Consider the following 21,733-nt stretch of genomic DNA (forward strand, 5'->3'; position numbering starts at 1 on the left):
GGCATCATGCCGTCCGACGTGAACAGAACGGCCCGTGAAACCGGGTGCGAGACAGCGGTTGTTTCGGGCTTAAGCCTGCGTTGTCCCGCCGTTACGCGGGTCTTCCCAGCAGCCGGCGTTCGAGCAAGGTCTGCACATCCCGCCGGCCATCAACGATGACGAGGATGATGACCCGCGTGTCCATCACGCGATAGATCAGGCGATAGGGGCCGAGCAGGAGCTGCCGAAACTCGCGGATGCCGGTGCTCTCCAGTTCCTTCGGTACTGCGCCGCGCTCGGGAAAGGTTTCCAAAGTCTCGATCACGGCCAGGAACTGATCGATCAGTGCATCGGCATCGTCGCCTCCGCGTAGCTCCATGCGGTAGCTGTGGATTTCTTCGAGATCATCCTCGGCTCCCCTTGTGATCTCTACGGCGTAGCGCCGCTCAGTCATTCCCACGCCGCGCTTTCGCCCGCAACCGCCCAGCGACGTCCCGGGCGCTTCTGGTCCGCCCCGCCTCGATATCCTGCTGGCCCAGCGCCAGCAGTTTCAGCATGGCCAGGGTTTCCTGAGCTTGATCGAACGAGGCCACATCCTGAAGCACAGCCTTCGCCTCGCCATTCTGCGTGATTACCATCGGCTGCCGGTTTTCAGCGATATCGGACAGGATTTCGGCGGCGTTGGCCTTGAGATAGCTGATGGGTCGAATGCGGGTCGATAGGCGCATGCAGCATCCTTGTGGACTGAATATGGTCCGAATATAGGCTGAATCAACCCCCGACGCAATTGCCCTGGAGCCAGAAGTGCAGAACGATCGTATCTGTGCGTTCCCGCGGAGGGTGGCTGGGTCTCGACATTCTTCTGGGCTGCGGCGAAGGGGTATATTGTTTGTCCTGCCCGTTGATCGGGTGGCCGTTTCCGGTACACACAAATCGAATACTGCTTGGGGTCGGCTGTTCAGTAGCCGGAGCGGTCTAGTGTAGGGCTATTGGGGTAAAGATGCGCAAACTCATTCTGACTATTGTCGGCGGCCTGGCCGTTTTGGCTTCACCGGCGGTTTCAGCGCAAGACGCCGCTGCCCCACCGCCGGCAGCGCCGACGACCATCGTCTATTCGAACGATGGGATGAGCCGCATGTCCGATCTTCCCATGGGCATCCATCGTATCCCCGACAGCAACGTCGTCATCTCGGGGCATCAGAAGGGTGGGGCGCTTGGCCTGCTTTTCGGGCCGGTCGGCATGGTGGTGCAGAGTTCGGCCAATGCCGGTGACGGTACGGCCAAAGTGCAGAGCATGGAAGACGATCTGCGCTTCGACGCCATTACGAAGGCAGGCGAGCTGACTCAGGCCATATTGGCAGACGGGAAGTACCAGCAGCAGTTCCAGCTTGGTTCGACGCCGAGCGGCCGCACCCTCAACGTGGTGCCCTACGTTGTCATCACGTTTCAGAACGAGACGGACGTTCGCCCCTATATCGTGCTGAAGACGAAGCTTGCCACGGGGGCTCCCAATGAATCCCCCAAGGCAGTGAAGTATTTCTGCTGCGAAGGTAAGGCGTTCCCGCTGCTGGGAGAAAACGGTCTGGCCGCGAACGGCGGCGCGCGTCTCAAGGAGCTTCTGACCTCGGAACTGGAGACGGCCATCCAGGTGATGCTGCTGGACCGCTCGACGCCTTATACCCGGGACAAGAGCGCAAGGGTTAACACGAATGGATTTCTCCCTTTCGTGGGAAAACCCTTGAAGATGAGGGGCTATGATCTCGGCCGCTACAAGGATTATTCGCTCGTAGACTATCAGACGGGCATTCTGGTCTTCGGTGGCGTGAATATCGTTGAACCGGGCGCGCTGGAAATCACGCCTGTTCCTCCCAAATGACGGACTGACGCTCGCGGCTCGTCAAACATCGCAGCGTTCGCCCTCAATCCATCACCGTAACCGAAATCCGCCGGTTTCGCGGATCATGCGGATCGCCCGGTATCAGCAGCTCGTTATCCGCCACGCCCTCGATCCGGCGGAAGCGCTGTTCGGATATGCCGTCTCGCATCAGGGCCTGGCGGGTGGCTTCGGCACGGCCGGCGGAGAGGGACCAGTTGTTGCCCACGGTGCCGGGCAGGAACGGCAGCGCGTCGGTGTGGCCGCGAATGGTCACGCCGCCCGCATCCGGGCCGAGCGCCTCGCCCAGCGCCTTGAGGAGCGCATCGGCCTCGGGGGTCAGCACGGTGGTGCCAAGGCGGAACATCGCGAAGTCGGCATCGTCCACCAGATCGATGCGCACGCCTTCGGTCGTGTCGATCATCCGCACCTGCCGGGCGAGGCGGCGCAGCGCGGCGGAGGATTGGAGCTTGGCTTCCAGCGCATCCTTGGTGCGGGTGCGCTTCATCATCGTCGCGCCTTCCCTGGTGCCGCCGCTGGCATCGCGCGGGATGGTGATCGACTTGGTGCCCTGGCCGCCGGGGTGGGGCAGGTTGTCCTTGTCCACCAGCGAGGAGCCGCCGAGCAGCCCGGCCGACGAACCAGAACTGCTCTCGCGCGTCTTGACGAGGGTGGGGGAGAAATAGTCGGCGATGCCCTTGCGCTGTTTCTCGGTCGTCGCGCCCAGGATCCACAGCAGCAGGAAGAAGGCCATCATCGCCGTCACGAAATCGGCATAGGCGACCTTCCACGCGCCGCCGTGGTGGCCCCCGGCGACGACGGTGATTTTCTTGACGATGATCGGACGGGGCGGTTCCTTGCCGGCCTTCTTCGGCGGTGCCACCTTAGCGCCCCCGCATCGCGTCGAGCAGTTCGGAAAGGCCGGGGCGGAAGGCATGGCCAAGGCCCGAGCGGGCCGATTCGACCACCAGCGGCTGCGGCCAGCCGTGCAGACTGGCGATGATGACCTGCTTGACCGCGTGGAAGATCTGCTCGTCCGCCTCCAGCACCTGTTTCAGCCGCCCGGCCATCGGCGCGACCATGCCATAGGCCAGCATCACCCCCATGAAGGTGCCGACCAGCGCCGATCCGATCATCGCCCCCAGGATCGAGGGCGGCTTGTCGATCGAGCCCATCGTCTTCACCACCCCCAGCACGGCGGCGACGATGCCGAGCGCGGGAAGGGCATCTGCCAGGCTCTGCAGCGCGTGCTGGGCTTCGTGCTGTTCGTGGAAATGCGTCTTCATCGCATTGTCCATCACATCTTCCACCGCATGGACTTCCAGCGTGCCCGAGGAGACGACGATCAGCGTCAGCGTGTCGCAGATCAGCGCCGTCAGTTCATGATTGCCGAGCAGGCGCGGGAATTCGGCGAAAAGGGAGGAGGTCTTGGGATCGTTGACGTGGCTTTCCAGTGCCACCGGGCCTTCGGAGCGCAGGATCTTCATCAGCCGGCTGGTCAGGATGATGGCGTCGATGTGGTCCTGCTTGTTGTGCTTGGGGCCCTTGAAAATCTTCATGAAGCCCGCGCCGATGCCCTTGAGTTCGTGCATCGAGTTGCCGGCGACGATCGCGCCCACGGCGGCACCGCCGATGATGAGCATTTCGTGCGGGATCGCCTCGAACACCGGGCCGAGCGCGCCGCCGGTGATCGCGAAGCCGCCGAACACCATCACCAGCAGGACGACGATGCCGATGATTGCAAACATGGTTAATGTTCCTTGTCAGCCCTGATCGCTCCGCCGTGCCGGGGGCGGAAGCGGTGAAAAACGGGCGTCAGTTCAACGTGCTGAACAGATTGAGATTGGCGAGCTTGGCGAAGCTGGCCTGGCTGGCTTCGAGCACCATCAGGGTTTCCTGCAGGCGGGCGATGGTGCCGGCGATGTCTGTCGCGCCAAGGTCCGTTTCCTCGGTGCTGCGCAGCGTGGAAAGATCGACCCGGCGATCACCGGTGACCTCGATCCAGGCGAGCCGGGTACCGATCACGGTCTGCCCGGTGGTCAGGGTATCGAGCCCGGTCTGGAGCGAGGCCAGCGCGTCCTGTGCCGCGCCCGCCGGATCGGCCGTGCCGCCTTTCAGCGCATCGCCCAGTGCCTTGACCGTCGCCATGAGGTCGGTCTGGCCGCCGGTGCCGTTCGGGAAGGACAGGAACTCGGGCCCGGTCATCGACCGGATCACGCTTTGCCCTTCGCCCAGCGGCAGGCTGCCGGTGGCGGCGGTGCCGACATAACGGGCGTTGCCGTTGGCATCGAGGGCATAGGCATCGCCGGTATTCTCGCCGCCGAACAGCGCATGGCCGCTGGAATCGCGGGCATTGGCGAGGGCAACGAGGTTGCCCTGGATTTGCAGCAGTTCATCGCCGATGCTGGAGCGCTGCGCCCCCGTCAGCGTGCCGCCGGCGGCCTGCGTCGCCAGTTCCTTGGCGCGGATCAGGGCGTCCGTCATGTCGGACATCGCCCCGTCGGCCAGCGTCAGATCGGCGTTGGCGCGGCTGGCGTTGGCCTTGTCGATCCCGGAAAGCTGTTCGAGCCGCGACAGCGCCCTGAGGCGCGAGGCGGCGACCGGATCGTCGGAGGAGCGGTCCAGCTTGCTGCCGCCTGAAAGCTGGCCCTGCAACCGCTCGGCCTGGCTGCGCAGCGCCTTGATATCGGTGCGGCTTCTTTCGAAGAACGCCGAAGTGCTGGTGGATAGGATCGCCATGGTACTGTTCCTTCGCTTACCGGATGCCCAGCAGCGTATCGAAGATGTCGGACGCCACCTGGATCACCCGGCCCGAAGCCTGGAACGCCTGCTGGTAGCGGGTGAGGTTGATCGCCTCCTGATCGAGATCGACCCCGGCCTGCGCCTGGAGCGCGATGCGGGCGTTGTCGGCGATCGAGGTGAGCGCATCGCGGGTGACCGCGCGGCCCGCCACGGCGCTGGATATCGCGAACAGGATGGTGTCGGTGCGGCCCGCCGGATCATTCGTCGCCAGCGCGCTGCGCAGGGCCTTGAGGTTGGCAGGGTCGCGGCTGTTGGTGCCCGAGGTGGCGGTGGCGACCGCGCTGCCGCCGGTTGCGATCATCGCCATGCCGGCCGCGTCCGAACCGGCGAACAGCGGCTGACCGGGGTTGCCTGCCAGATCGACGCCGGTTGCCTGAGCTGCGTTCACCGTGGCGACCAGATCGGCGGCCACCGCATCCAGATCGTGGCGCGTCCGCGATAGCTGCGCCAGCGCCTGGTTCTTGCCCGCCAGCGCGCCCGATGCCGGTGCCACCGGGGCTCCGCCCAGGGTGAACGCGAGGGTGCCGTCAGCGGCGGTGGTCGCAGCCAGCGGGCTGGCGGTGCCGCCGTTCACCAGCGTCACCCCCGGCATGCCGCCGATCGCTACGGTGACGGTGTTGTCCGGCGCGATCGTGGTGGTGAGGTCGGTCTGTTCGCTCAACTGCCGGAGCAGGGTGTCGCGCTGGTCGAGCAGGCTGGTCTGGTCGCTCGACTGGTCGATCGCGCGGGCGAGACGCAGGTTCACGCGGGCGAGTTCGCCCGCCACCCGGTTGACCCCGGTCACGCCGTCGTTCGCCTCGAAACGCAGGCCGGTGCCCACCGCGTCAAGGCTGCTGGCCGCGACGTTGAAGGTCTGGGCCATGGTCCGCCCGCTCTCGGTGACGGCGGCGCGCAGCGAGCCGTCGGTGGGATCGGACAGCAACTGTTGCAGGCTGGCCTCGAACTTGACGATGCCGTCGTAGACGCCGGTCTGCTCGACGGCGGTTTCGATGTTGGTCAGCCCGTCCACCTCGGTGCCGGCGCGGGCGGCGTCGGCTCCGGTGCGGCGCACTTCGGACTGGCGGAACAGATCGGCGTTGCGGGTCACCCCGGCCACCGCTACCCCGGACAGGTTGATATCGGCCGGCACCGCCGCGATCGAGCCGCTCGCGACTTCCGCCAGCCGGACGCTGCGGCGGACATAGCCTTCAGAGCCGGCATTGGTGATGTTCTGCGCCGTCACGTCCAGCGCCGCGCGCGCGGCGCGGGCACCGGTGCGGCCGATCGAGAGGAGGTCGGAACCCATCGTCAGCCCGCTTTCGTGTCGGTCTTGCCGGTATCGGCATCTGCGGTTGCGGGCAGGAACCGGGCAATCTGGGCCTCGATCACCGAGGCGAGGCCGAGCGTTCCGGTCTGCGCGGTCACGTCGGCCATGTGATCGTCCTGCATCTGCCGGAACGTCTGCATCGCGCTTGATCCCAGGAGGTCGTTTCCACCGAAATCGGTGGCCCGCGCTGCGGCCAGCATCTGGCGCATGAACAGTGCCTCGAACTGGCGCGCGGTGGCCTTCAGCTTTTCGCGATCGCCGGCGTCGGGGCCGGCGGCCAGGCCGGTCATGCCGGTGAGGGTAGGGATGGACCCGCTGCTCATATCACCACCATTTCCGCTTTCAGTGCGCCTGCCTGTTTCAAGGCTTCGAGGATCGCCACGAGATCGCTGGGCGTCACGCCCAGCATGTTGAGCGCATCGACCACCCTGGCGAGGCTGGCACCGCCCTTGAACAGCGCCACGGATCGCTTTTCCTCATCGGTGGTTACGGTCGAGTTCTGTTCCACTGCGGTCTTTCCCCTGGAAAGCGGGGCGGGCTGGACGACGGTGGGGTTTTCGTCGATCCGCACCGTCAGCTTGCCGTGGCTGATCGCCGCCGGCGACAGGCGCACCGCCGAATTGATGACGACGGTGCCGGTGCGGCTGTTGACGATGACCCGCGCCGGGGTTTCGGCGGGGCTGACCTCGATCATCTCGATCATCGCCATGGTGTTGGCGCGGGCATCGGCATCGGCCGGCAGGTGCAGCGCCAGCGTTACCCCGTCCTCGACCGAAGCGAGCCCGGGGATGCGGCGATTGATCGCATCGCGTACCCGCGCGGCGGTCAGGAAATCGGCTTCGAACAGGTTCCAGCGCAGCGTCTCGCCGCTGTCGAACCCGGTAGCGACGGCGCGTTCGACGCTGCCGCCATCGGCGATACGGCCGACGGTGGGGATGTTGACGGTGACTTTCGAGCCGTCCTTGCCCGATGCATCGAGCCCGCCGACCGCGAGGTTGCCTTGCGCCATCGCGTAGATCTGGCCGTCCGCGCCATAAAGCGGGGTCATCACCAGCGCCCCGCCGCGCAGTGACTTGGCCTTGCCGATCGTCGAAACCGTCACGTCGATGCGCTGGCCGGGCTTGGCGAAGGCGGGCAGATCGGCGGTAACGATGACGGCGGCGGCGTTCTTGAGGCCCGGCGCGATGCCCGGCGGCAGGGTCAGCCCCATGCGGCCCGATACGCCCTTCATCGCCTGCGTCAGGTATTCGAGATTGTCGTCGCCGCTGCCGGGCAGGCCGACGACCACGCCGTAGCCGGTGAGCTGGTTCGTGCGCACGCCCTGGAACTGCCCAAGGTCGCGGACGCGCTCGGCATGGGCGGGGGGTGGGAACAGGAAGGCCAGCGCGCAAAGCGCCGCTGCCATCAATCTCCCCTCCCGCAGGCGGGAGGGGCCGGGGGAGGGCCTGTTGTTCAAAGCGAGTCGCGGGAACATGCCCTCCCCCGACCCCTCCCGTAAACGGGAGGGGAGAAGATGGGCGATCGCCTGCTGGATCGGCTTCATCACGCCCACCTCAGAACGGCGAGATCATGTTGAAAAACTGGCCCAGCCAGCCCTGCCGGCTGGAGCGCATCAGCGCGCCCTTGCCGGTATATTCGATGCGTGCATCGGCGACCCTGGTCGAGGCGATCTGGTTTTCCGCGTCAATGTCGGACAGGCGCACGATGCCGGAGAACCGGACCCATTCGTCGCCCTGGCTGACCAGCATCTTCTTTTCCCCTTTCACCAGCGCGGTGCCGTTGCTGCGGACTTCGGCAATGGTGACCGACAGGGTGGAGTTCAGCGAACTCGTCTGCGCGGCATTGCCCTGGCCATTGAACGACGAGGTGGAGCTGGCTTTAAGCGCATTAGGGTTGAGGAAGGACAGGATGCCGGCCGTTGGCGGCGTGATCGATGCGCCGCCGCCTTTCTGGCTCTTGGAACTGACCGATTTCGATGCCGTGGTCGTCTCGATCAGCAGAATGGTCAGCGGATCGCCCACCCGCGCGGCGCGGGTGCCGGCGTAGAGCGGGGCATAGCCGGTGGTCACGTTGAAGATCGCGCCGCCTGCCGGGGGCTGCTCCGCCGGGGCGACCGGCAGCGTGGCTTCGAACCCGGAAGGTTTGGGGGCCTTGCGGGCGAGTGCCGGGGGCGAAACAGCCACCAGCAAGCAAAGCGAAGCTGCCAACAGACTCCCCTCCCGCCTGCGGGAGGGGCTGGGGGAGGGCCTGTCTTTGACAGCGGATCGCGCGAACATGCCCTCCCCCGACCCCTCCCGTGAACGGGAGGGGAGCAGAAAGGCGATCGCCTGCGGGATCGGCGTTTTAGAGCGTCTGGTTGGCATTGCGCAGCATCTCGTCGACCGAGGAGATCATCTTGGAATTGATCTCGTAAGCGCGCTGGGTTTCGATCATGTCGACCAGCTCCTCGACGATGTTGACGTTCGAGCCTTCGAGCATGCCCTGGCGGATCTGGCCGCGCCCGCCTTCGCCGGCGATGCCGACCTGGGCCGGGCCGCTGGCACCGGTTTCCTTGAGGAAATTGTCCGACGCGGCCTGCAGCCCCGCCGGGTTGGTGAAGGTGGCGATGGTGATCTGGCCAAGCTGCGACGGATCGGTCTGCCCGGCGAGTTGCGCCGATACCGTGCCGTCGGCGCTGATCGTGACCGAGGTGGCACCTTCGGGGACGGTGACCGGCGGCTGCACGGCATAGCCCTGCGTCGTCACCAGCAGCCCTTCGGACGAACGGGTGAAATTGCCGGCGCGGGTATAGGCCAGCTCGCCGCCGGGCAGCGCCACCTGGAAATAGCCGCTGCCGTCCAGCGCCACATCGAAAGTCGCGCCGGTGGTTTGCAGCGGCCCTTGCGATTCCATCCGCGTGGTGGACTGGACGCTGACCCCGGTGCCCAGGTTCAGCCCGGTGGCATAGGCGGTTTCGGTGGACGATTGCGCGCCCGCCACCCGCGCGTCCTGATAGGCGAGCGTCGCGAAGTTGGCGCGGTCGCGCTTGTACGCGGTGGTCGATACGTTGGCGAGGTTGTTGGCGATGACGCGCATCCGCGCGTCCTGCGCTTCGAGCCCGGTGCGGGCGACTTGCAGGGCGGAACTGGGCATGGCGGTTTCCTTTTTCCTTTAATCCAGGCGCATCAGCCGCGCGCCGCTCTCGTCGAGCTGCCTGGCCGTCTCGACCAGCTTGGTGCGCAGATCAAACAGGCGCTGGGCCGAGATCATCTCGACCAGCACCTCGCTCGGGTTGACGTTCGATTGTTCGAGCGCGCCGGGGATCACCCGCGCGTTCTCGTCCACCGGCAGTACGCCGGGCTGGCCGTTGACCGCCGGCGGGCGAAATTCGCCGGCAAGGTTCTTCTGGATGCTGGTGCCGGCGGTAGACACGAGCTTGAGCCGTTCGATCCGCTGCGGCGGCTGATCGGGCGTGGCCGGATCGGCGATCATGACGCCGCCGTCAGGGGCGATGCTGACCGTCGTGCCGGGCGGCACCGTTATCGGCCCGCCTTCGCCCAGCACCGGCAGGCCTTCGCCGTTCTGCAGCAGCCCGGTGACCGACACCGAAAGATCGCCCCGGCGGGTATAGCTTTCGGCACCGTCCGCGCCCAACACCGCCAGCATGGCATCGCCCTGCATCGCCACGTCAAGCTCGCGGCCGGTCCGGTTGAGCGAGCCTTCCTTCATGATCGCGCCGGTGACGCCGGTGCTGGACAGCGCCCGCACGTCGAGCTGCGGCCCCTCCAGCGTCATCGGCGTGGCGTTCAGCACTTCGGCGCGAAAGCCGATGGTCTGGGCGTTGGCCATGTTGCTGGCGATGACCCGTTCGCGGTTGAGCGAATTGTTCATGCCGGAGACGGCGGTGTAGATCAGGCGGTCCATGGTTCAGGCGATCCGCTTTGATCAGGACCGCAGGTTGATGATGGTCTGCGAGATCTGCGTGGCGGTATCGACGGCCTTGGCGTTGGCCTGGAAGTTGCGCTGCGCGGTAATCAGCGAGACCAGTTCCTCGGCGATATCGACGTTCGACCGCTCCAGCGCGCCGGGCAGCAGCGAGCCGAACGCGCCCGATCCGGCCTGGCCATAAGTGGCGGTGCCCGACACGCCGGTGGGGGCCCAGGCCGCGTTGCCCAGTTGCTTGAGCCCGGTCGGCGCGATGAACGAGGCGAGGGCAACGACGCCGAGCGTGGTGTTGGTGCCATCGGCATAGGTGGCGATCACCGCGCCGGTGGAATTGATGCTGACCCCGGCGAATTTGGAACCTGCGGCGTTGGTGGCGGGGACCTGCGCGTCCTGCACGGTAGTGCCGCTGACGGCACCGGCGGCGTTCACCGGAAACACCTGAAGGCGGCAGCCTTGGGCGTTCTGGATGAAGCCTGCCCCGTCCACCGTGAACGAGCCGTTGCGGGTGTATTGCGTCTCGTTCGACAGCGGGTTGTGGATGGTAAAGAAGCCTTCGCCGTTGACCGCCGCGTCCAGCGCGGAGCCGGTCTGCTCGATCGGGCCCAGCGCGAAGTTCTGCGTGATCGCCGATACCCGCGCGCCGATCCCGGTGGTCAGCCCCGGATCGCTCATCACCGATGCGGCGATGATATCGGAAAAGGTCGCGTCGCTTTTCTTGAAGCCGTTGGTCTCGGCGTTGGCGATGTTGTGCGAGATCACCGAAAGGTCGGTCTGCGCGTTCTTGAGCCCGGTGAGCGAAGTGTAGAAGGACATGGATCAGGCTCCTCAGGAAGCGGTGGTCGGCCGGCCGGCAGCGCTGGCGGCAAGCTGCGAAATGGCGGCGGAATTGGCGGCCTGGGCGGAGACCAGCGTATCGAGCTTGGCCGACATCGTGCTCAGCGTGTCGGCCATCTGCTGCGAGTTCGACAGCGAGGAGAACTGCGCCATCTGCGCCAGCATCTCCTTCTGATCGACCGGCGCGGTCGGGTCCTGCTGTTCCATCTGGGCCAGCATCAGCTTCAGGAAATCGCCCGAGTTCAGCGCGGACAGCGAAGTCTTCGCGCTGGACTGGGAAGGGGTCGTCCGGGTGACGGAAGATACGGTCATTTCAGCCTCATCGTGTCCAGCATCAACTGCTTGGCGGTGGAAAGGGCCTCGACCAGGTTCTGGTACTGGCGGGAGGCTTCGAGCATGTCGACCATCTCGGCGTTCTCATCGACGGGGGCCGTCCATGTGTCGCCGTTGGCATCGGCCATTGGGTGGTCGGGATTGTGCTGGCGGATCGCTGCGGCCTGTTCGCGCTGGATGCCGTGCACCTGCACGGTGGCGAGGCCGCTGGCGGTGTCGAAATCCTCGGCGAACACGGCTCGGATCGGCTTGTAGGCCATCTGTTCGCTGGACGAGATCGAGCCCGCGTTGGCGAGGTTCGACGCGGCGGCGTTCATCCGCACCAGTTGCGCGGACATGCCGCGCTGGGCGAGGCCGAACAGGGTGAGCGGCTGGCCCATCGTCAATCGCCCCGCAGCGCGCGCGTCACGGTATCGACCCGGCCGCGAATGAATTCGAGCGTGGCGGAATAGCCGACGGCATTCTCGGAAAAGGCGACCTGTTCGCTCTGCAGTTCGACGGTGTTGCCATCGAGCGAGGGCATGACGGGAACGCGGTAGAGGGTGGCCCCGGCGGCGGCGCGGTCCACCTCGGCCCCGCGCTCGCTGGCGCGCAGGGCCCCGGCGAAATCGATGTCCTTCGCCTTGAAACCGGGCGTGCCGGCATTGGCGATGTTCGACGCGAGCAGGCCCATGCGCTGCGAACGCAGTTCCAGCGCGGCCGCGTGTATTCCGAAAAGGTCGTTCGACAAGTGACTGGCTCCCGATGCACCCGCCGGGCGGGTGTCGCTGCGATCCGGCGTTCGCGGCCTTGTTCAGCAAGCCGCGTGCCAAACCGACGAAACCGGGCTGCGAGGAGCGGTCGGCCGGGCAGGGCGGCAATCCATTGCCGGACAGGCGGCAAATGTCGGCCAGCGCTGAAAAGTGCGCGCCCGCGCCGTTCTCGGTTCTGAAGGACGCCGGCTCGCCACCCCCCTCGTCCCCGGCGTGAAGGAGCGCGATGCGATCATGCAGTTCGATCAACTGGCCGACCCGAGGAGCGCTGCCATCGTCGTGGGCGGGACCGTGCTGGCCACGGTCCTGCGCTGCGGGCTGAGCGATGCCCGCGCCGCCCTGCGCGCGCTGGTGCGGCTGGCGCGTCCGGCGTTCGATCCTGCCAAGGCGCGCGCAGCGCTCGCCGCGCATGTACGGATCATGCAGCAGGACGGCGTGATCCGCGCCGAACCGCCGCACCTGGGCGACCGTGAACTGGACGATGCCACCGCCGCGCTGATCGGCCAGCGCTCGATCGCGGCGCTGCGGGCGGTCCACCTGTTGCACAAGCGCTGCCGGGCGGGGCGCAGCATCCGGGCGGTGCGCACCTTCACGCTGGCGGCCGATCTGTCGCCGGTGTTCGGGCTGGCGGGAACGCTGGTCTCGCTGACCCAGTTGCCCAAGAGCGGCGAGGGCGATTTCACCGGCGCGATCTCGATGGCGGTGCTGACCACGCTTTACGGGCTGGTGCTCGGCAATATCGTGTTCGCGCCGCTGTCGCGCATGGTCGCACGCGCCGCCGCGCGGGAGGAGCGGGCCCGCCAGCAGGTGCTGGACTGGCTGGAACAGCAGTTGGTGCAAGCCCTGCCGACCAATCGGCGGCCGCAGGTGGAAGCCGCCGCATGACCAGCCGCAACGCCATCGGCTGGCAGACGACGCTGGCCGACCTGTCGCTGATCCTGTTCATGATCACTGCCGCCGCAGCCGGCCATCGCGTCCCCCGGCCAAAGCATCCCATGGTATCCGCGATGCACCCGCCGCAAGCCCGCGCACTGGCATCGCCGCGCGCCGAACCGCTGGCCGTGTGGATCGCCGCCCCCGGCGCGCCGCCGCTCGGCCGCTGGCTGGATAACCAGTCCGGCGATCCGCGCCAGCAGGTGACCGTGATCGTGCGCTATCGCGCCGCTGATGGCCCCTTGACGGCGCTCGCCACGGCCGATCCGCTGATGCGCGCGGCGGGCCAGCGGGCACGGCTGGTAGTGGAACCCGGCGACGGGCCGCCCCGCGCCGTAATCGCCTTCGATCCTCCCGAGGCGCGTTGACTGGCACGGTCCTTGCGGCTTGCCGGGCCAGATCGAACCCGGATTGGACCTTCCGCATGCCCCTGACCTATCGTCCCCGCTCCGTCATCGCCGCGAAAGCGCGGCAGACCGGCCTCGCCGCCGCCTTCGTCCTCGCCGTGCCCGCTCATGCCACTGCATTTGCTGATCTCGATATGCTCGACCGGCAAGTGGCGGCGTTCACCGGCGCGGCGGCGGGTCAGGCGGGTGGGGCGCTGCTGCCGCTGGACCGTCGTTTGCGTCTGCAACCGTGCATCACCGGCGTCGCGCTGTCGTGGCGCTCGGCCAACCGCGAAAGCGTGGTGATCCAGTGCGGCGATGCCAACGGCTGGCGGCTATTCGTCCCGGTGAGGCAGACCGGCCCGGACGCGCCCGCCGAGCTGGCGGTGCGGCGCGGCGATGCCGTGGCGATCGCCATTTCCGGTGAGGGCTTCACCGTCTCGCAACCCGGCGAGGCGTTGCAGTCGGGCCCGGTCGGGGCGTGGGTGGCGGTCCGTCCCGCATCGGCCGGACGGGCTGCGGCCGACGCCATCCAAGGGCAGGTCGTCCGCCCCGGCCTCGTCGCCGTGCCGGTGCCCTGATCCCGCACCTGCACATTGCCGCGATCCGCCCCTTAAACCCCTGCGCCCAATACCGTCCTGAGCATACGAATTGATGCAAGGAGCGGCCAAATGCCACCTATCGAAGTGGGACCTGCACGCGCAGCGAGCGCGATCGACGCCAGGCTGGCCCGCGCGGCGGGCGGTGAAAACGGTGCGAGTGTCAGCACCGGAGCGGCGGCGACCAGCTTTTCGGCCAAGGGCCAGGGCATCGCTGCCGGCCCGGCGGTCGAAACCTCGGCCGCGCTCGATCCGGGCGCGGCACCGATTGACACCGACCGCGTGGAAGTGATCCGCAAAGCGGTCGAAAGCGGCACCTATCCCGTGATCCCCACCCGCATCGCCGACGCCATGATCGCAGCGGGTGTGCTGCTGCGGAGCGCCAAGTGACCCGCGCCGACAGCTTGCGCGACGCCCTGCGGCAAATGCTTGCCGTGCTGGAAGGCGAACGGCAGGCGCTTGCCGGGCTGGATCTTGATGGCATCGTCGGCGCGGCGGGCGACAAGGAGCGCCTGTGCGGCACGCTCGATACCGCGTCGCTCGATCCCGGCGAGATCGACGAGGAATGTCGCGGCATGCTGGAATCGGCGCGCCGCCTCAACGAGGTCAACCGGCAGGTGCGCAACATCATCGCCGCCAATGTCTCCAGCCGGCTCGATGCGCTGACGGGCAGCCCGCACCTCTATCGCACCGCCGGCTCCGGCCGCGCCGCCTTGCGTGCGGGGCCGATCGGTGGCCGCGCCGGGGGACGCGCCTGACCGGCGAACCCCTCGTCCCGGCCCGCGCCGTGATAACTGGCACGGCCCTTGCTGAACCCGCCCCGGTAGCAACCGTACCGGAACCAGAGAGTGAGCGAAGGCCAGAACAGTATTGCTGCGCGCGCGGCGTCGCTGCGGGTCGCGCAGACCGGGCGCATTGCCGATCGGCGCGCGCAGGCGACAGGCGCGATTGCCCGCGCCGCGCAAGCAACCGGGGTCGATTTCCAGTACCTGATGGCGCAGGCCCGGCTGGAATCGGGCTTCGATCCCTCCGCCCGGGCGACGACATCGAGTGCGACCGGGCTTTACCAGTTCACCGAAGGCACCTGGCTCGAAACGCTGGACCGCCACGGCGCGGCCCACGGGCTCGACTGGGCCCAAGGCGCGATCGACGGCGGCCGGGTGGCCGATCCGGCGATGCGCGGGCGAATCCTCGCGCTGCGCGGCGATCCCGAGGCTTCGGCGCTGATGGCGGCGGAACTGGCGGGCGACAATGCCGCCGACCTGACCGCGACGCTGGGCCGCACGCCCGATCCTACCGAGCTCTACCTGGCCCACTTCCTGGGTTCTGCGGGTGCCGGGCAGTTCCTCTCGGCGCTCGCCACCGATCCGGGGCAGAGCGCGGCGGCGGTGCTGCCCAAGGCGGCTGCGGCGAACCGCGCGATCTTCTTCGGCAGCCAGGGGCCGCGCTCGGTTTCCGAAGTGATGGCGCTGATGCGTGCCCGCGTTTCCGGGGCGATGGACGAAGGCGCGGATGCGGCAAGCTGGCAAGCGGCCGGCGGCAATGGCTTGCCGGACGTTGCCGCCATGCCCGGCCGGGCGCAGGTGCCGCTCGCGCGCGAGTTCGCGCAGTGGCGCGCGGCGATGCCCGGCACATCCGCCATCGCACCGCCGACCGCGCCCACGCTGTCCATGGCCGAAACGCTGCGCGGGACTTTCGGGTCCGGCGCAGACACGCCCGGCACCGCCAATGTGCGCGCCGCTTATGCCCGGCTCGCCAGGTTCGGGCTGTGAACGCGCTGCTTTCGCGCGTCCGTGAGCCGGGACAACTGGCGCTGCCCGCCGGCATCCTGACGCTCATCGTGCTGATGATCGTCCCGGTCCCGGCGATTGTCCTCGACATTGCGTTCGTCATCAACATCGCGCTGTCGCTGGCGATCCTGATGGCGGCCATGAACGCGCGCAAGCCGCTGGATTTTTCGTCGTTCCCTTCGGTCCTGCTGTTCGCGACGCTGCTGCGGCTCTCGCTCAACGTCGCGTCCACCCGCGTGGTGCTGGTGCACGGGCATGAGGGCGAGGAGGCGGCGGGCCGGGTGATCGAGGCCTTCGGCGCTTTCCTCATCGGCGGCAATTTCGCGGTCGGCATCTTCGTGTTCCTGATCCTTGTCATCATCAACCTGGTGGTGGTGACCAAGGGCGCGGGGCGGGTCTCCGAAGTCTCGGCGCGCTTCACGCTCGATGCGCTGCCGGGCAAGCAGATGGCGATCGATGCCGATCTCGCCGCCGGGCTGATGACGGCGGACGAAGCGAAAGCCCGCCGCCGCGAAGTGGCGACCGAAGCCGATTTCTACGGCTCGATGGATGGCTCGTCGAAGTTCGTGAAGGGCGATGCCATCGCCGCGCTGCTGATCCTGGCGGTCAATATCGTCGCGGGCTTCTGCCTCGGCATGATCAGCCACCAGATGTCGGCGGGCGATGCCGCCAAGGCATACATCACGCTGGCGATCGGCGATGCGCTGGTGGCGCAGGTGCCATCGCTGCTGCTGTCTATCGCCGCTGCCGTCATCGTCACCCGCGTCTCCGACAGCCGCGACCTTGCGGGGCAGATCGGCGGCCAGTTCGCCGATCCGTCCACCTGGCTGCCGGTCGGGGTGATGCTGGCGGTGATCGGGATGATCCCGGCGATGCCGCAGACGATCTTCCTGCCCACCGCCGGCATCGTGCTGTGGATCTGGCACGCCCTGCGCAAGCGCCGCGCCGCACCGCTGCTGGACCTGACCGGGCCGGAACCCGCGCCCGATCCCGCCCGCATCGCGTTGGACGAGGTATCGGACCACACGCTGGTCACGATCGAGCTGGGCTACGGGCTGGTCCAGCTTGTCGATGACCGGCGCGGATCGCCGCTGGTGAGCCGGGTGACCGGGGTGCGCAAGCAGCTCAGCCAAGCGTTCGGCTTCATCGTCCCGCAGTTCCGGGTGCGCGACGCGCTCGACATGCCGCCGCATGAATACCGGGTGGTGGTGGGCGGCGTGAACCTGGGCGGGGCGGCGGTGCGGCCCGACCGGGTGCTCGCCATCGACGCCGGAGAGGCACGGCCCGGCCACAGCCTGCGCGGCGAGGCGACGATCGACCCCAGCTTCGGCTGCCCCGCATTGTGGATCGATCCCGCCGCGCGCGATCATGCCATCGCCGAAGGGTTCCTGACGGTGGACGCGGGAACCGTGATCGCCACCCACCTCAACCAGCTTCTGTCCGAACGGCCGCAGGACCTGCTCGGCCCGGACGAGGTCAAGCAACTGGTCGATGCGCTCAAAGACCATACGGCGGGGCTGGTCGAAACGGTCACGCCGCAGCCGCTGTCGCTGGCGGCGCTGACCCGGCTGCTGCGCACGCTGCTGGAGGACGGCATTTCGCTGGCCCACCCGCTGCCGATCTTCGCCAGCCTGTCGCGCGCGGTGCAGCAATCGTCGGAATTCGACCGGCTGGTCGAGCTGGTCCGCGCCGATCTGGGCGCGTTGATCGTCGGCCGCGTCTGCCCGCCGCATGAACGCCTCCCGGTACTTACGCTCGACGCCGGGCTGGAGGGGGCGATCATGCAAGGCATGCACGATCCGCTGACCGGCCAGCCGGTGATCGAACCCGATCTGGCGCGCATGATCGGCGAGCGGGTGGCGTTCCTGCTGGCGGAGCGGGGCACGGCGGCGATCCCGCTGGCGCTGGTGGTCCAGCCGCGCGCGCGCCGCACGCTGGCGGCGCTGCTGCGGCTGCGCGCGCCGGGGTGCCTTGTCCTTTCCATCGCCGAACTGCCGCCGTCGCAGCCGATCGAGGTGATCGAGGTGATCGGCGCGCAGCCGATCGCGCCGCCACCGGGCCTGCCCCGCCCGGAGATGATGCACAGCCCTGAAAGCATGGCCGCATGAAACAAGACCAAGCCGCCTTCTATTCGCCCGACGCGGTAGCACGCCCCCCGACACCCCGCGCCCGGCGGGTGAACGGAGCCTATCAGGGCGATGTCGCCGACAGGGTTCGCCGGTTCCTGCCGATGGTCCGCCGGCTGGCCTGGCACGTCCATGGCGGCGGCCGGCCGGGCATCGAACTGGAAGACTTGATGCAGGCCGGGCTGGTGGCGCTGACCGAATGCGCCCAGCGCCACCAGGGGCCCGGCGAGGACGGGTTCGCCGCTTATGCCAAGATGCGCGTGCGCGGGGCGATGGTCGATCTGATCCGCCGTGCGGTGCCGATGTCGCGCGGTGCAACCGAGCGGCGGCGGGCGCTGGCGGCAAAGGAAACGGCGATGCGCGTTGAACTGGGGCGCGAGCCGCACCCGCACGAACTGGCCGCCGCGCTCGGCATCGCCGAGGCGGAACTTGCGCCCCTGCGCGATGCGACGCAGCCGCTGCGTTTCGAATCGATCGACGAGGTCTACTCGGACAGCAATGCCGCCTTCGCCGATGAGCGGCCCGACAGCCTGTCGATGCTGATGGACGAGGAAGCGCGCGAAGCGGTGGTGGAGGCGATCACCGATCTGCCCGAACGTCTGCGGCTGATCGTCCAGCTCTATTTCGTCGAGGAGCTGAACCTGTCGGAAATCGCTGCGGTCCTGCAAGTCAGCATCCCGCGCGTCCACCAGTTGAAGGCCCAGGCGCTGGCGAAGCTGCGCGAGGCGTTGGAGGGGGTGGCGGATGTGCTGTAGTGGTCGCGCTGATTGCTCGGTCCCCCACGCTACGGCTTAAACTGAGGGATGGACCCTGAAACAAGTTCAGGACGAAAATTGTGATTTTAATTCAGATTGATACGGCGCGAATTCACCTATTTCTGTCATGCTGAACTCGTTTCAGCATCCATCGTGCCGCGCCCACGAATGCCTGCCACCAAAGCGCGACAGCGGCCAAAGCATCTTTCCCCTTATCGCCATCCACACCAGCATCGCGCCGCCCTATGGCCGCCATATTCAAAAGATCATCGGATTTCGTTGCACCAGATGGTCAGGCTTCGTAATCGGGTGTGCCCGGACCTGATCGGTGAATCAGCGGGCTCATCTGAGGAGAGAATGCAATGTCAGGTCGTCTGGACGGAAAGGTCGTCATCATCACCGGTGGCGTCAGCGGGATCGGGCTTGCCAGCGTCGAGCGTGCGATCGAGGAAGGCGCGCGGGTTGTGATCGGCGATATCCAGGACGATCAGGGCAACGCGCTGGTCGATCGGTTCAAGAGCGCGGCGGTGTACCAGCACACCAACGTGATGCAGGAAGACGCCATCGCCGCGATGGTCGATGCCGCCGTTACCAGCTTCGGCCGGCTTGATGCCATCTTCAACAACGCCGGGGCGCTGGGCTCGCCCGCCTCGATGCTCGATATCACCGCGCAGGACATGGAAAAGACGCTGGCGCTGCTGACCACCTCGGTGACGCTGGGCCACAAGTATGCGGCGCGCCAGTTCATCAAGCAGGGCGGCGGCGGCTCGATCGTCTCGACGTCGAGCGCGGCAGGGCTGGAGGGTGGCTGGTCGGCAGCCGGCTATACCATCGCCAAGCACGCGGTCATCGGCGTCATCCATCAGGCGGTGGTCGAACTGGGGCGTCACGGCATCCGCTCCAACGCGATCTGCCCCGGCGTCATTATGACCCCGATCATGGCCGCGTCGTTCGGCGTGCCTGCCGCGGATTCTCCGGCTTTCGAAGGGTATCTCCACAAGCAGCTCGGCCCGAAGATGCCCGCCGGGCGTCTTGGCCTTCCCCAGGATATCGCCGAAGTGTTCTGCTTCCTCGCCAGCGATGCCGCGTCCTATGTCAGCGGCGTGGCGATCCCGGTGGACGGCGGCTGCACGGCGGTGACCATGGGCAGCTTTGCGGTCGATGTGGTGCAGGCGGCCGAAGACTTCCGCCAGGGCGCGCGCTGAACGATCCGGGGAACGATCCGGGCGGCGGCTTTCGGGCCGTCGCCCCGGTTGTCGTCAGGCGGCTTCGGCGATCTGGCGGGCCGTATCGAGCGCTTCGACGATGGCGTTCATGAACTGCCCGGTCGCCCGTTCCCACGTATAGAGACTGCCCAGCGCCAGCGCATCCTCGCGCCGGCACGCCAGGGCGCGGGTGATCGCGGCGGCAAGGTTGGTGTCGAGCGCGCCGCCGGGGGCGGGCAGCGGCGCTTCGGTGCCCCGGCCGTCAGCGCCCAGGATGTCGATCGGGCCGGTCACCGGGAAGCCGGCCACCGGTACGCCGCAGGCCAGTGCCTCGATCACCACCAACCCGAAGGTGTCGGTCAGGCTGGGGAAGACGAAGCAATCGGCGGCGCGATAGGCACTCGCCAGTTCCTCCCCCGCCAGCGCGCCGAGGAACATGACGTGCGGATAGCGCCGGCGTAGCACCTCAAGAGCGGGACCATCGCCGACCACCACCTTGCTGCCCGGAACATCGGCATCAAGGAACGCTTCCAGGTTCTTTTCGGGGGCGACCCGACCCACGTTGAGCAGCACCGGGCCGGGCAGGGCGGTCATTCCCGGGTGGCGCGGGCCGTCGGGACGGAACAGTCGCTGGTCTATGCCCCGGCTCCAGCGCCGGGTCGGGCCGATGCCGCGCGCCTCCAGTTCAGCCGCAAGGGTGGCGGTCGATACCAGTACCGCGCGGCTGGGGGCGTGGAAGCGCTGCATGATCGGCCAGAACCGTTCTGCGCTGATGCCGGTGCGCACAGCCGCGTATTCGGGGAAGCGGGTGTGAAAGGCACTGGTGAACGGCACTCCGCGCGACAGGCACCAGCCCCGCGCGGCCCAGCCGATCGGGCCTTCGGTGGCGATATGGATGATGTCGGGGCGCACCCGGTCCAGCATGCGGCGCACGCCGAAGCGCGGGGCCATCGCCAGCCGGATCGAGGCATAGCCGGGCATCGGCACGGTCAGGAAGCGGTCCGGCGTGACCGTTTCCAAACTATGCCCGGCGGCGCGGACGTGATCGAGGGTGGCGGTGAGCGAGCGGACGACGCCGTTGACCTGCGGCAGCCAGGCGTCGGTGGCGAGGGCCAGCTTCAAGCGACGGTTTCCGCATCGGCGCGCGATGGCGCGGCGGCGCGGCCCCTGGCATGGTCACCCGAAGCGCCGCCGGTTTCGGCCAGCCAGTCGATGATGGCGATGTGGCCGGTCATGTCTTCGGCCAGCGCGGTACAGCTCTCTACCCAGTCGCCATCGTTGTAATAGGTGATGCCGTTGAACTCGCGGATCTCGGCGCTGTGGATGTGGCCGCAGACCACACCGTCGTAACCGCGCTGGATCGCTTCGCCGGCCACCGCTTCCTCGAAGCTGCAGATGAAGGCGACCGCGTTCTTGACCCGCTTCTTCATGTAAGCCGACAGCGACCAGTAGGGCATGTGCAGCCGGCGGCGCATGGCATTGAAGACGATGTTGAGCCGCAGCAGCAGGCCGTAGGCCTTGTCCCCCAGGAACGCGAGCCACTTGTGGTAAAGCACCACGCCGTCGAAGGCGTCGCCGTGGGTTACCAGCAGGCGGCGGCCATCGGCGGTGACGTGGGTGGCTTCCAGCACCAGTTCCACCCCGCCGAAGGTCATCCCGGCATAATCGCGCAGCATCTCGTCGTGATTGCCGGCGATGAACACCACCCGGGTGCCACGGTGCGCCATCTTGAGGATGCGGCGCACCACTTCGTTATGCGCGTCGGGCCAGTACCAGCCCTTTTTCAGCCGCCAGCCATCGACGATATCGCCGACGAGGTAGAGTGTCTGGCATTCTACCGATCGCAGGAAATCGACCAGCATCGCGGCATTGCATCCGCGCGTGCCGAGGTGGATGTCGGAAATCCAGATGGTGCGGTATTTGCGCTTGGGGCGAAATCCCTTGGGGTCTGGAAGATCGAGCCAGCCGGGAATGTCGGTCCCGGCAAGCGATCGGGCGATGGCGGCGGCCGCGTGCGGGGCCGGCTTCGAGCGGGGATGCAGGTCATCGGTGCCGTGCATGCGCTCGCCTTGGTCTGGTTTGCTCATGTCCCCCTTGTTGCCATGCCGGCGTTGCGCGGCGGTGACGGTTAGCGGT

Annotated in this window: 27 protein-coding genes; 10 read left to right on the top strand and 17 right to left on the bottom strand. The window is 67.4% G+C overall.

Features of this window, described 5'->3' with window-relative positions; all coding sequences use genetic code 11:
- Nucleotides 1–91: 91 nt before the first annotated feature.
- On the bottom strand, nt 92–433 hold the full coding sequence (locus IE122_RS02085; RefSeq protein ID WP_189619420.1) for a type II toxin-antitoxin system RelE/ParE family toxin: 342 nt from the start codon (nt 431–433) through the stop codon (nt 92–94).
- The gene (locus IE122_RS02090) at nt 426–707 is read right to left on the bottom strand and encodes a type II toxin-antitoxin system Phd/YefM family antitoxin (RefSeq protein ID WP_189619421.1); all 282 of its coding nucleotides are present in this window, start codon (nt 705–707) and stop codon (nt 426–428) included. Before IE122_RS02090 ends, IE122_RS02085 begins: the two co-directional genes overlap by 8 nt.
- 272 nt (nt 708–979) lie before the next feature.
- Here IE122_RS02090 and IE122_RS02095 point away from each other — a divergent pair, with 272 nt between their 5' ends.
- Nucleotides 980–1,855 carry a hypothetical protein gene (locus IE122_RS02095; protein ID WP_189619422.1) on the top strand — a complete coding sequence of 292 codons (876 nt, stop codon included), beginning with the start codon at nt 980–982 and terminating at the stop codon, nt 1,853–1,855.
- Nucleotides 1,856–1,898: 43 nt separating this feature from the next.
- Here IE122_RS02095 and IE122_RS02100 read toward each other — a convergent pair whose 3' ends face one another.
- The 13 genes from IE122_RS02100 to flgB form a co-directional block, all read right to left on the bottom strand.
- The gene (locus tag IE122_RS02100) at nt 1,899–2,735 is read right to left on the bottom strand and encodes a flagellar motor protein MotB (protein WP_229813639.1); all 837 of its coding nucleotides are present in this window, start codon (nt 2,733–2,735) and stop codon (nt 1,899–1,901) included.
- 1 nt (nt 2,736) lies between these two features.
- On the bottom strand, nt 2,737–3,600 hold the full coding sequence (gene motA, locus IE122_RS02105) for a flagellar motor stator protein MotA (protein ID WP_189619424.1): 864 nt from the start codon (nt 3,598–3,600) through the stop codon (nt 2,737–2,739).
- A gap of 67 nt (nt 3,601–3,667) precedes the next feature.
- The gene (locus tag IE122_RS02110) at nt 3,668–4,591 is read right to left on the bottom strand and encodes a flagellin N-terminal helical domain-containing protein (protein WP_189619425.1); all 924 of its coding nucleotides are present in this window, start codon (nt 4,589–4,591) and stop codon (nt 3,668–3,670) included.
- Between the two features lie 16 nt (nt 4,592–4,607).
- A complete protein-coding gene (flgK, locus tag IE122_RS02115) occupies nt 4,608–5,939 on the bottom strand; it encodes a flagellar hook-associated protein FlgK (RefSeq protein ID WP_189619426.1) in 1,332 nt (443 codons plus the stop codon).
- Between the two features lie 2 nt (nt 5,940–5,941).
- Nucleotides 5,942–6,283, bottom strand: coding sequence for a rod-binding protein (locus IE122_RS02120; RefSeq protein ID WP_229813640.1), 342 nt, complete (start codon nt 6,281–6,283; stop codon nt 5,942–5,944).
- Entirely contained in the window at nt 6,280–7,365 is a 1,086-nt protein-coding gene (locus IE122_RS02125) for a flagellar basal body P-ring protein FlgI (protein WP_229813642.1), read from the bottom strand. The genes IE122_RS02120 and IE122_RS02125 overlap by 4 nt, the downstream gene beginning before the upstream one ends.
- A 148-nt stretch (nt 7,366–7,513) precedes the next feature.
- A complete protein-coding gene (locus IE122_RS02130) occupies nt 7,514–8,167 on the bottom strand; it encodes a flagellar basal body L-ring protein FlgH (protein WP_229813644.1) in 654 nt (217 codons plus the stop codon).
- Nucleotides 8,168–8,303: 136 nt separating this feature from the next.
- Nucleotides 8,304–9,092, bottom strand: a complete 789-nt coding sequence (gene flgG / locus IE122_RS02135; RefSeq protein ID WP_189619429.1) for a flagellar basal-body rod protein FlgG — start codon at nt 9,090–9,092, stop codon at nt 8,304–8,306.
- A gap of 18 nt (nt 9,093–9,110) precedes the next feature.
- Complete coding sequence (locus IE122_RS02140; protein ID WP_189619430.1) at nt 9,111–9,863, bottom strand: flagellar basal-body rod protein FlgF; 753 nt, start codon at nt 9,861–9,863, stop codon at nt 9,111–9,113.
- Between the two features lie 21 nt (nt 9,864–9,884).
- Nucleotides 9,885–10,697, bottom strand: coding sequence for a flagellar hook-basal body protein (locus tag IE122_RS02145; protein WP_189619431.1), 813 nt, complete (start codon nt 10,695–10,697; stop codon nt 9,885–9,887).
- Nucleotides 10,698–10,709: 12 nt separating this feature from the next.
- Nucleotides 10,710–11,030, bottom strand: a complete 321-nt coding sequence (locus tag IE122_RS02150) for a flagellar hook assembly protein FlgD (protein ID WP_189619432.1) — start codon at nt 11,028–11,030, stop codon at nt 10,710–10,712.
- On the bottom strand, nt 11,027–11,431 hold the full coding sequence (gene flgC, locus IE122_RS02155) for a flagellar basal body rod protein FlgC (RefSeq protein WP_189619433.1): 405 nt from the start codon (nt 11,429–11,431) through the stop codon (nt 11,027–11,029). The genes IE122_RS02150 and flgC overlap by 4 nt, the downstream gene beginning before the upstream one ends.
- A gap of 2 nt (nt 11,432–11,433) precedes the next feature.
- Entirely contained in the window at nt 11,434–11,781 is a 348-nt protein-coding gene (gene flgB / locus IE122_RS02160) for a flagellar basal body rod protein FlgB (RefSeq protein ID WP_189619434.1), read from the bottom strand.
- A 172-nt stretch (nt 11,782–11,953) separates the two neighbouring features.
- On the opposite strand from flgB, the gene IE122_RS02165 reads away from it, so the two are divergent.
- The 9 genes from IE122_RS02165 (at nt 11,954) to IE122_RS02205 (ending at nt 19,597) form a co-directional block, all read left to right on the top strand.
- Nucleotides 11,954–12,688, top strand: a complete 735-nt coding sequence (locus tag IE122_RS02165; RefSeq protein WP_229813646.1) for a MotA/TolQ/ExbB proton channel family protein — start codon at nt 11,954–11,956, stop codon at nt 12,686–12,688.
- A complete protein-coding gene (locus IE122_RS02170) occupies nt 12,685–13,104 on the top strand; it encodes a hypothetical protein (protein ID WP_189619435.1) in 420 nt (139 codons plus the stop codon). The genes IE122_RS02165 and IE122_RS02170 overlap by 4 nt, the downstream gene beginning before the upstream one ends.
- A gap of 56 nt (nt 13,105–13,160) precedes the next feature.
- Nucleotides 13,161–13,703, top strand: coding sequence for a flagella basal body P-ring formation protein FlgA (locus tag IE122_RS02175; protein ID WP_189619436.1), 543 nt, complete (start codon nt 13,161–13,163; stop codon nt 13,701–13,703).
- Nucleotides 13,704–13,793: 90 nt separating this feature from the next.
- Entirely contained in the window at nt 13,794–14,111 is a 318-nt protein-coding gene (locus tag IE122_RS02180; protein ID WP_189619437.1) for a flagellar biosynthesis anti-sigma factor FlgM, read from the top strand.
- A complete protein-coding gene (locus IE122_RS02185; protein WP_308430387.1) occupies nt 14,108–14,479 on the top strand; it encodes a flagellar protein FlgN in 372 nt (123 codons plus the stop codon). Before IE122_RS02180 ends, IE122_RS02185 begins: the two co-directional genes overlap by 4 nt.
- 90 nt (nt 14,480–14,569) lie before the next feature.
- Nucleotides 14,570–15,493 carry a transglycosylase SLT domain-containing protein gene (locus IE122_RS02190; RefSeq protein ID WP_229813648.1) on the top strand — a complete coding sequence of 308 codons (924 nt, stop codon included), beginning with the start codon at nt 14,570–14,572 and terminating at the stop codon, nt 15,491–15,493.
- A gap of 5 nt (nt 15,494–15,498) precedes the next feature.
- Nucleotides 15,499–17,619: a flagellar biosynthesis protein FlhA gene (locus IE122_RS02195; RefSeq protein WP_189619739.1), complete on the top strand. Its 2,121-nt coding sequence runs from the start codon at nt 15,499–15,501 to the stop codon at nt 17,617–17,619.
- Entirely contained in the window at nt 17,616–18,392 is a 777-nt protein-coding gene (locus IE122_RS02200) for a sigma-70 family RNA polymerase sigma factor (protein ID WP_189619438.1), read from the top strand. Before IE122_RS02195 ends, IE122_RS02200 begins: the two co-directional genes overlap by 4 nt.
- A gap of 362 nt (nt 18,393–18,754) precedes the next feature.
- Complete coding sequence (locus tag IE122_RS02205) at nt 18,755–19,597, top strand: SDR family NAD(P)-dependent oxidoreductase (RefSeq protein WP_189619439.1); 843 nt, start codon at nt 18,755–18,757, stop codon at nt 19,595–19,597.
- A gap of 54 nt (nt 19,598–19,651) precedes the next feature.
- Here the strand turns inward: IE122_RS02205 and IE122_RS02210 are convergent, their stop codons facing one another.
- Nucleotides 19,652–20,719 carry a glycosyltransferase family 4 protein gene (locus IE122_RS02210; protein ID WP_189619440.1) on the bottom strand — a complete coding sequence of 356 codons (1,068 nt, stop codon included), beginning with the start codon at nt 20,717–20,719 and terminating at the stop codon, nt 19,652–19,654.
- Nucleotides 20,716–21,684, bottom strand: a complete 969-nt coding sequence (locus tag IE122_RS02215) for a UDP-2,3-diacylglucosamine diphosphatase (protein WP_229813650.1) — start codon at nt 21,682–21,684, stop codon at nt 20,716–20,718. Before IE122_RS02215 ends, IE122_RS02210 begins: the two co-directional genes overlap by 4 nt.
- Nucleotides 21,685–21,733 lie beyond the last annotated feature (49 nt).

This window comes from Novosphingobium colocasiae (assembly GCF_014652555.1).
Lineage (GTDB): Bacteria > Pseudomonadota > Alphaproteobacteria > Sphingomonadales > Sphingomonadaceae > Novosphingobium > Novosphingobium colocasiae.

Excerpts from the sequence above, each read along its gene's own strand:
- IE122_RS02145 (WP_189619431.1), bottom strand. The coding sequence starts at position 10,697 with ATGTCCTTCTACACTTCGCTCACCGGGCTCAAGAACGCGCAGACCGAC.
- flgC (WP_189619433.1), bottom strand. The coding sequence starts at position 11,431 with ATGGGCCAGCCGCTCACCCTGTTCGGCCTCGCCCAGCGCGGCATGTCC.
- flgK (WP_189619426.1), bottom strand. The coding sequence starts at position 5,939 with ATGGGTTCCGACCTCCTCTCGATCGGCCGCACCGGTGCCCGCGCCGCG.
- IE122_RS02170 (WP_189619435.1), top strand. The coding sequence starts at position 12,685 with ATGACCAGCCGCAACGCCATCGGCTGGCAGACGACGCTGGCCGACCTG.
- IE122_RS02150 (WP_189619432.1), bottom strand. The coding sequence starts at position 11,030 with ATGACCGTATCTTCCGTCACCCGGACGACCCCTTCCCAGTCCAGCGCG.
- IE122_RS02085 (WP_189619420.1), bottom strand. The coding sequence starts at position 433 with ATGACTGAGCGGCGCTACGCCGTAGAGATCACAAGGGGAGCCGAGGAT.
- flgG (WP_189619429.1), bottom strand. The coding sequence starts at position 9,092 with ATGCCCAGTTCCGCCCTGCAAGTCGCCCGCACCGGGCTCGAAGCGCAG.
- IE122_RS02215 (WP_229813650.1), bottom strand. The coding sequence starts at position 21,684 with ATGAGCAAACCAGACCAAGGCGAGCGCATGCACGGCACCGATGACCTG.
- IE122_RS02200 (WP_189619438.1), top strand. The coding sequence starts at position 17,616 with ATGAAACAAGACCAAGCCGCCTTCTATTCGCCCGACGCGGTAGCACGC.
- IE122_RS02180 (WP_189619437.1), top strand. The coding sequence starts at position 13,794 with ATGCCACCTATCGAAGTGGGACCTGCACGCGCAGCGAGCGCGATCGAC.
- IE122_RS02205 (WP_189619439.1), top strand. The coding sequence starts at position 18,755 with ATGTCAGGTCGTCTGGACGGAAAGGTCGTCATCATCACCGGTGGCGTC.
- IE122_RS02090 (WP_189619421.1), bottom strand. The coding sequence starts at position 707 with ATGCGCCTATCGACCCGCATTCGACCCATCAGCTATCTCAAGGCCAAC.
- IE122_RS02110 (WP_189619425.1), bottom strand. The coding sequence starts at position 4,591 with ATGGCGATCCTATCCACCAGCACTTCGGCGTTCTTCGAAAGAAGCCGC.
- IE122_RS02095 (WP_189619422.1), top strand. The coding sequence starts at position 980 with ATGCGCAAACTCATTCTGACTATTGTCGGCGGCCTGGCCGTTTTGGCT.
- motA (WP_189619424.1), bottom strand. The coding sequence starts at position 3,600 with ATGTTTGCAATCATCGGCATCGTCGTCCTGCTGGTGATGGTGTTCGGC.
- IE122_RS02125 (WP_229813642.1), bottom strand. The coding sequence starts at position 7,365 with ATGGCAGCGGCGCTTTGCGCGCTGGCCTTCCTGTTCCCACCCCCCGCC.
- IE122_RS02175 (WP_189619436.1), top strand. The coding sequence starts at position 13,161 with ATGCCCCTGACCTATCGTCCCCGCTCCGTCATCGCCGCGAAAGCGCGG.
- IE122_RS02120 (WP_229813640.1), bottom strand. The coding sequence starts at position 6,283 with ATGAGCAGCGGGTCCATCCCTACCCTCACCGGCATGACCGGCCTGGCC.
- IE122_RS02140 (WP_189619430.1), bottom strand. The coding sequence starts at position 9,863 with ATGGACCGCCTGATCTACACCGCCGTCTCCGGCATGAACAATTCGCTC.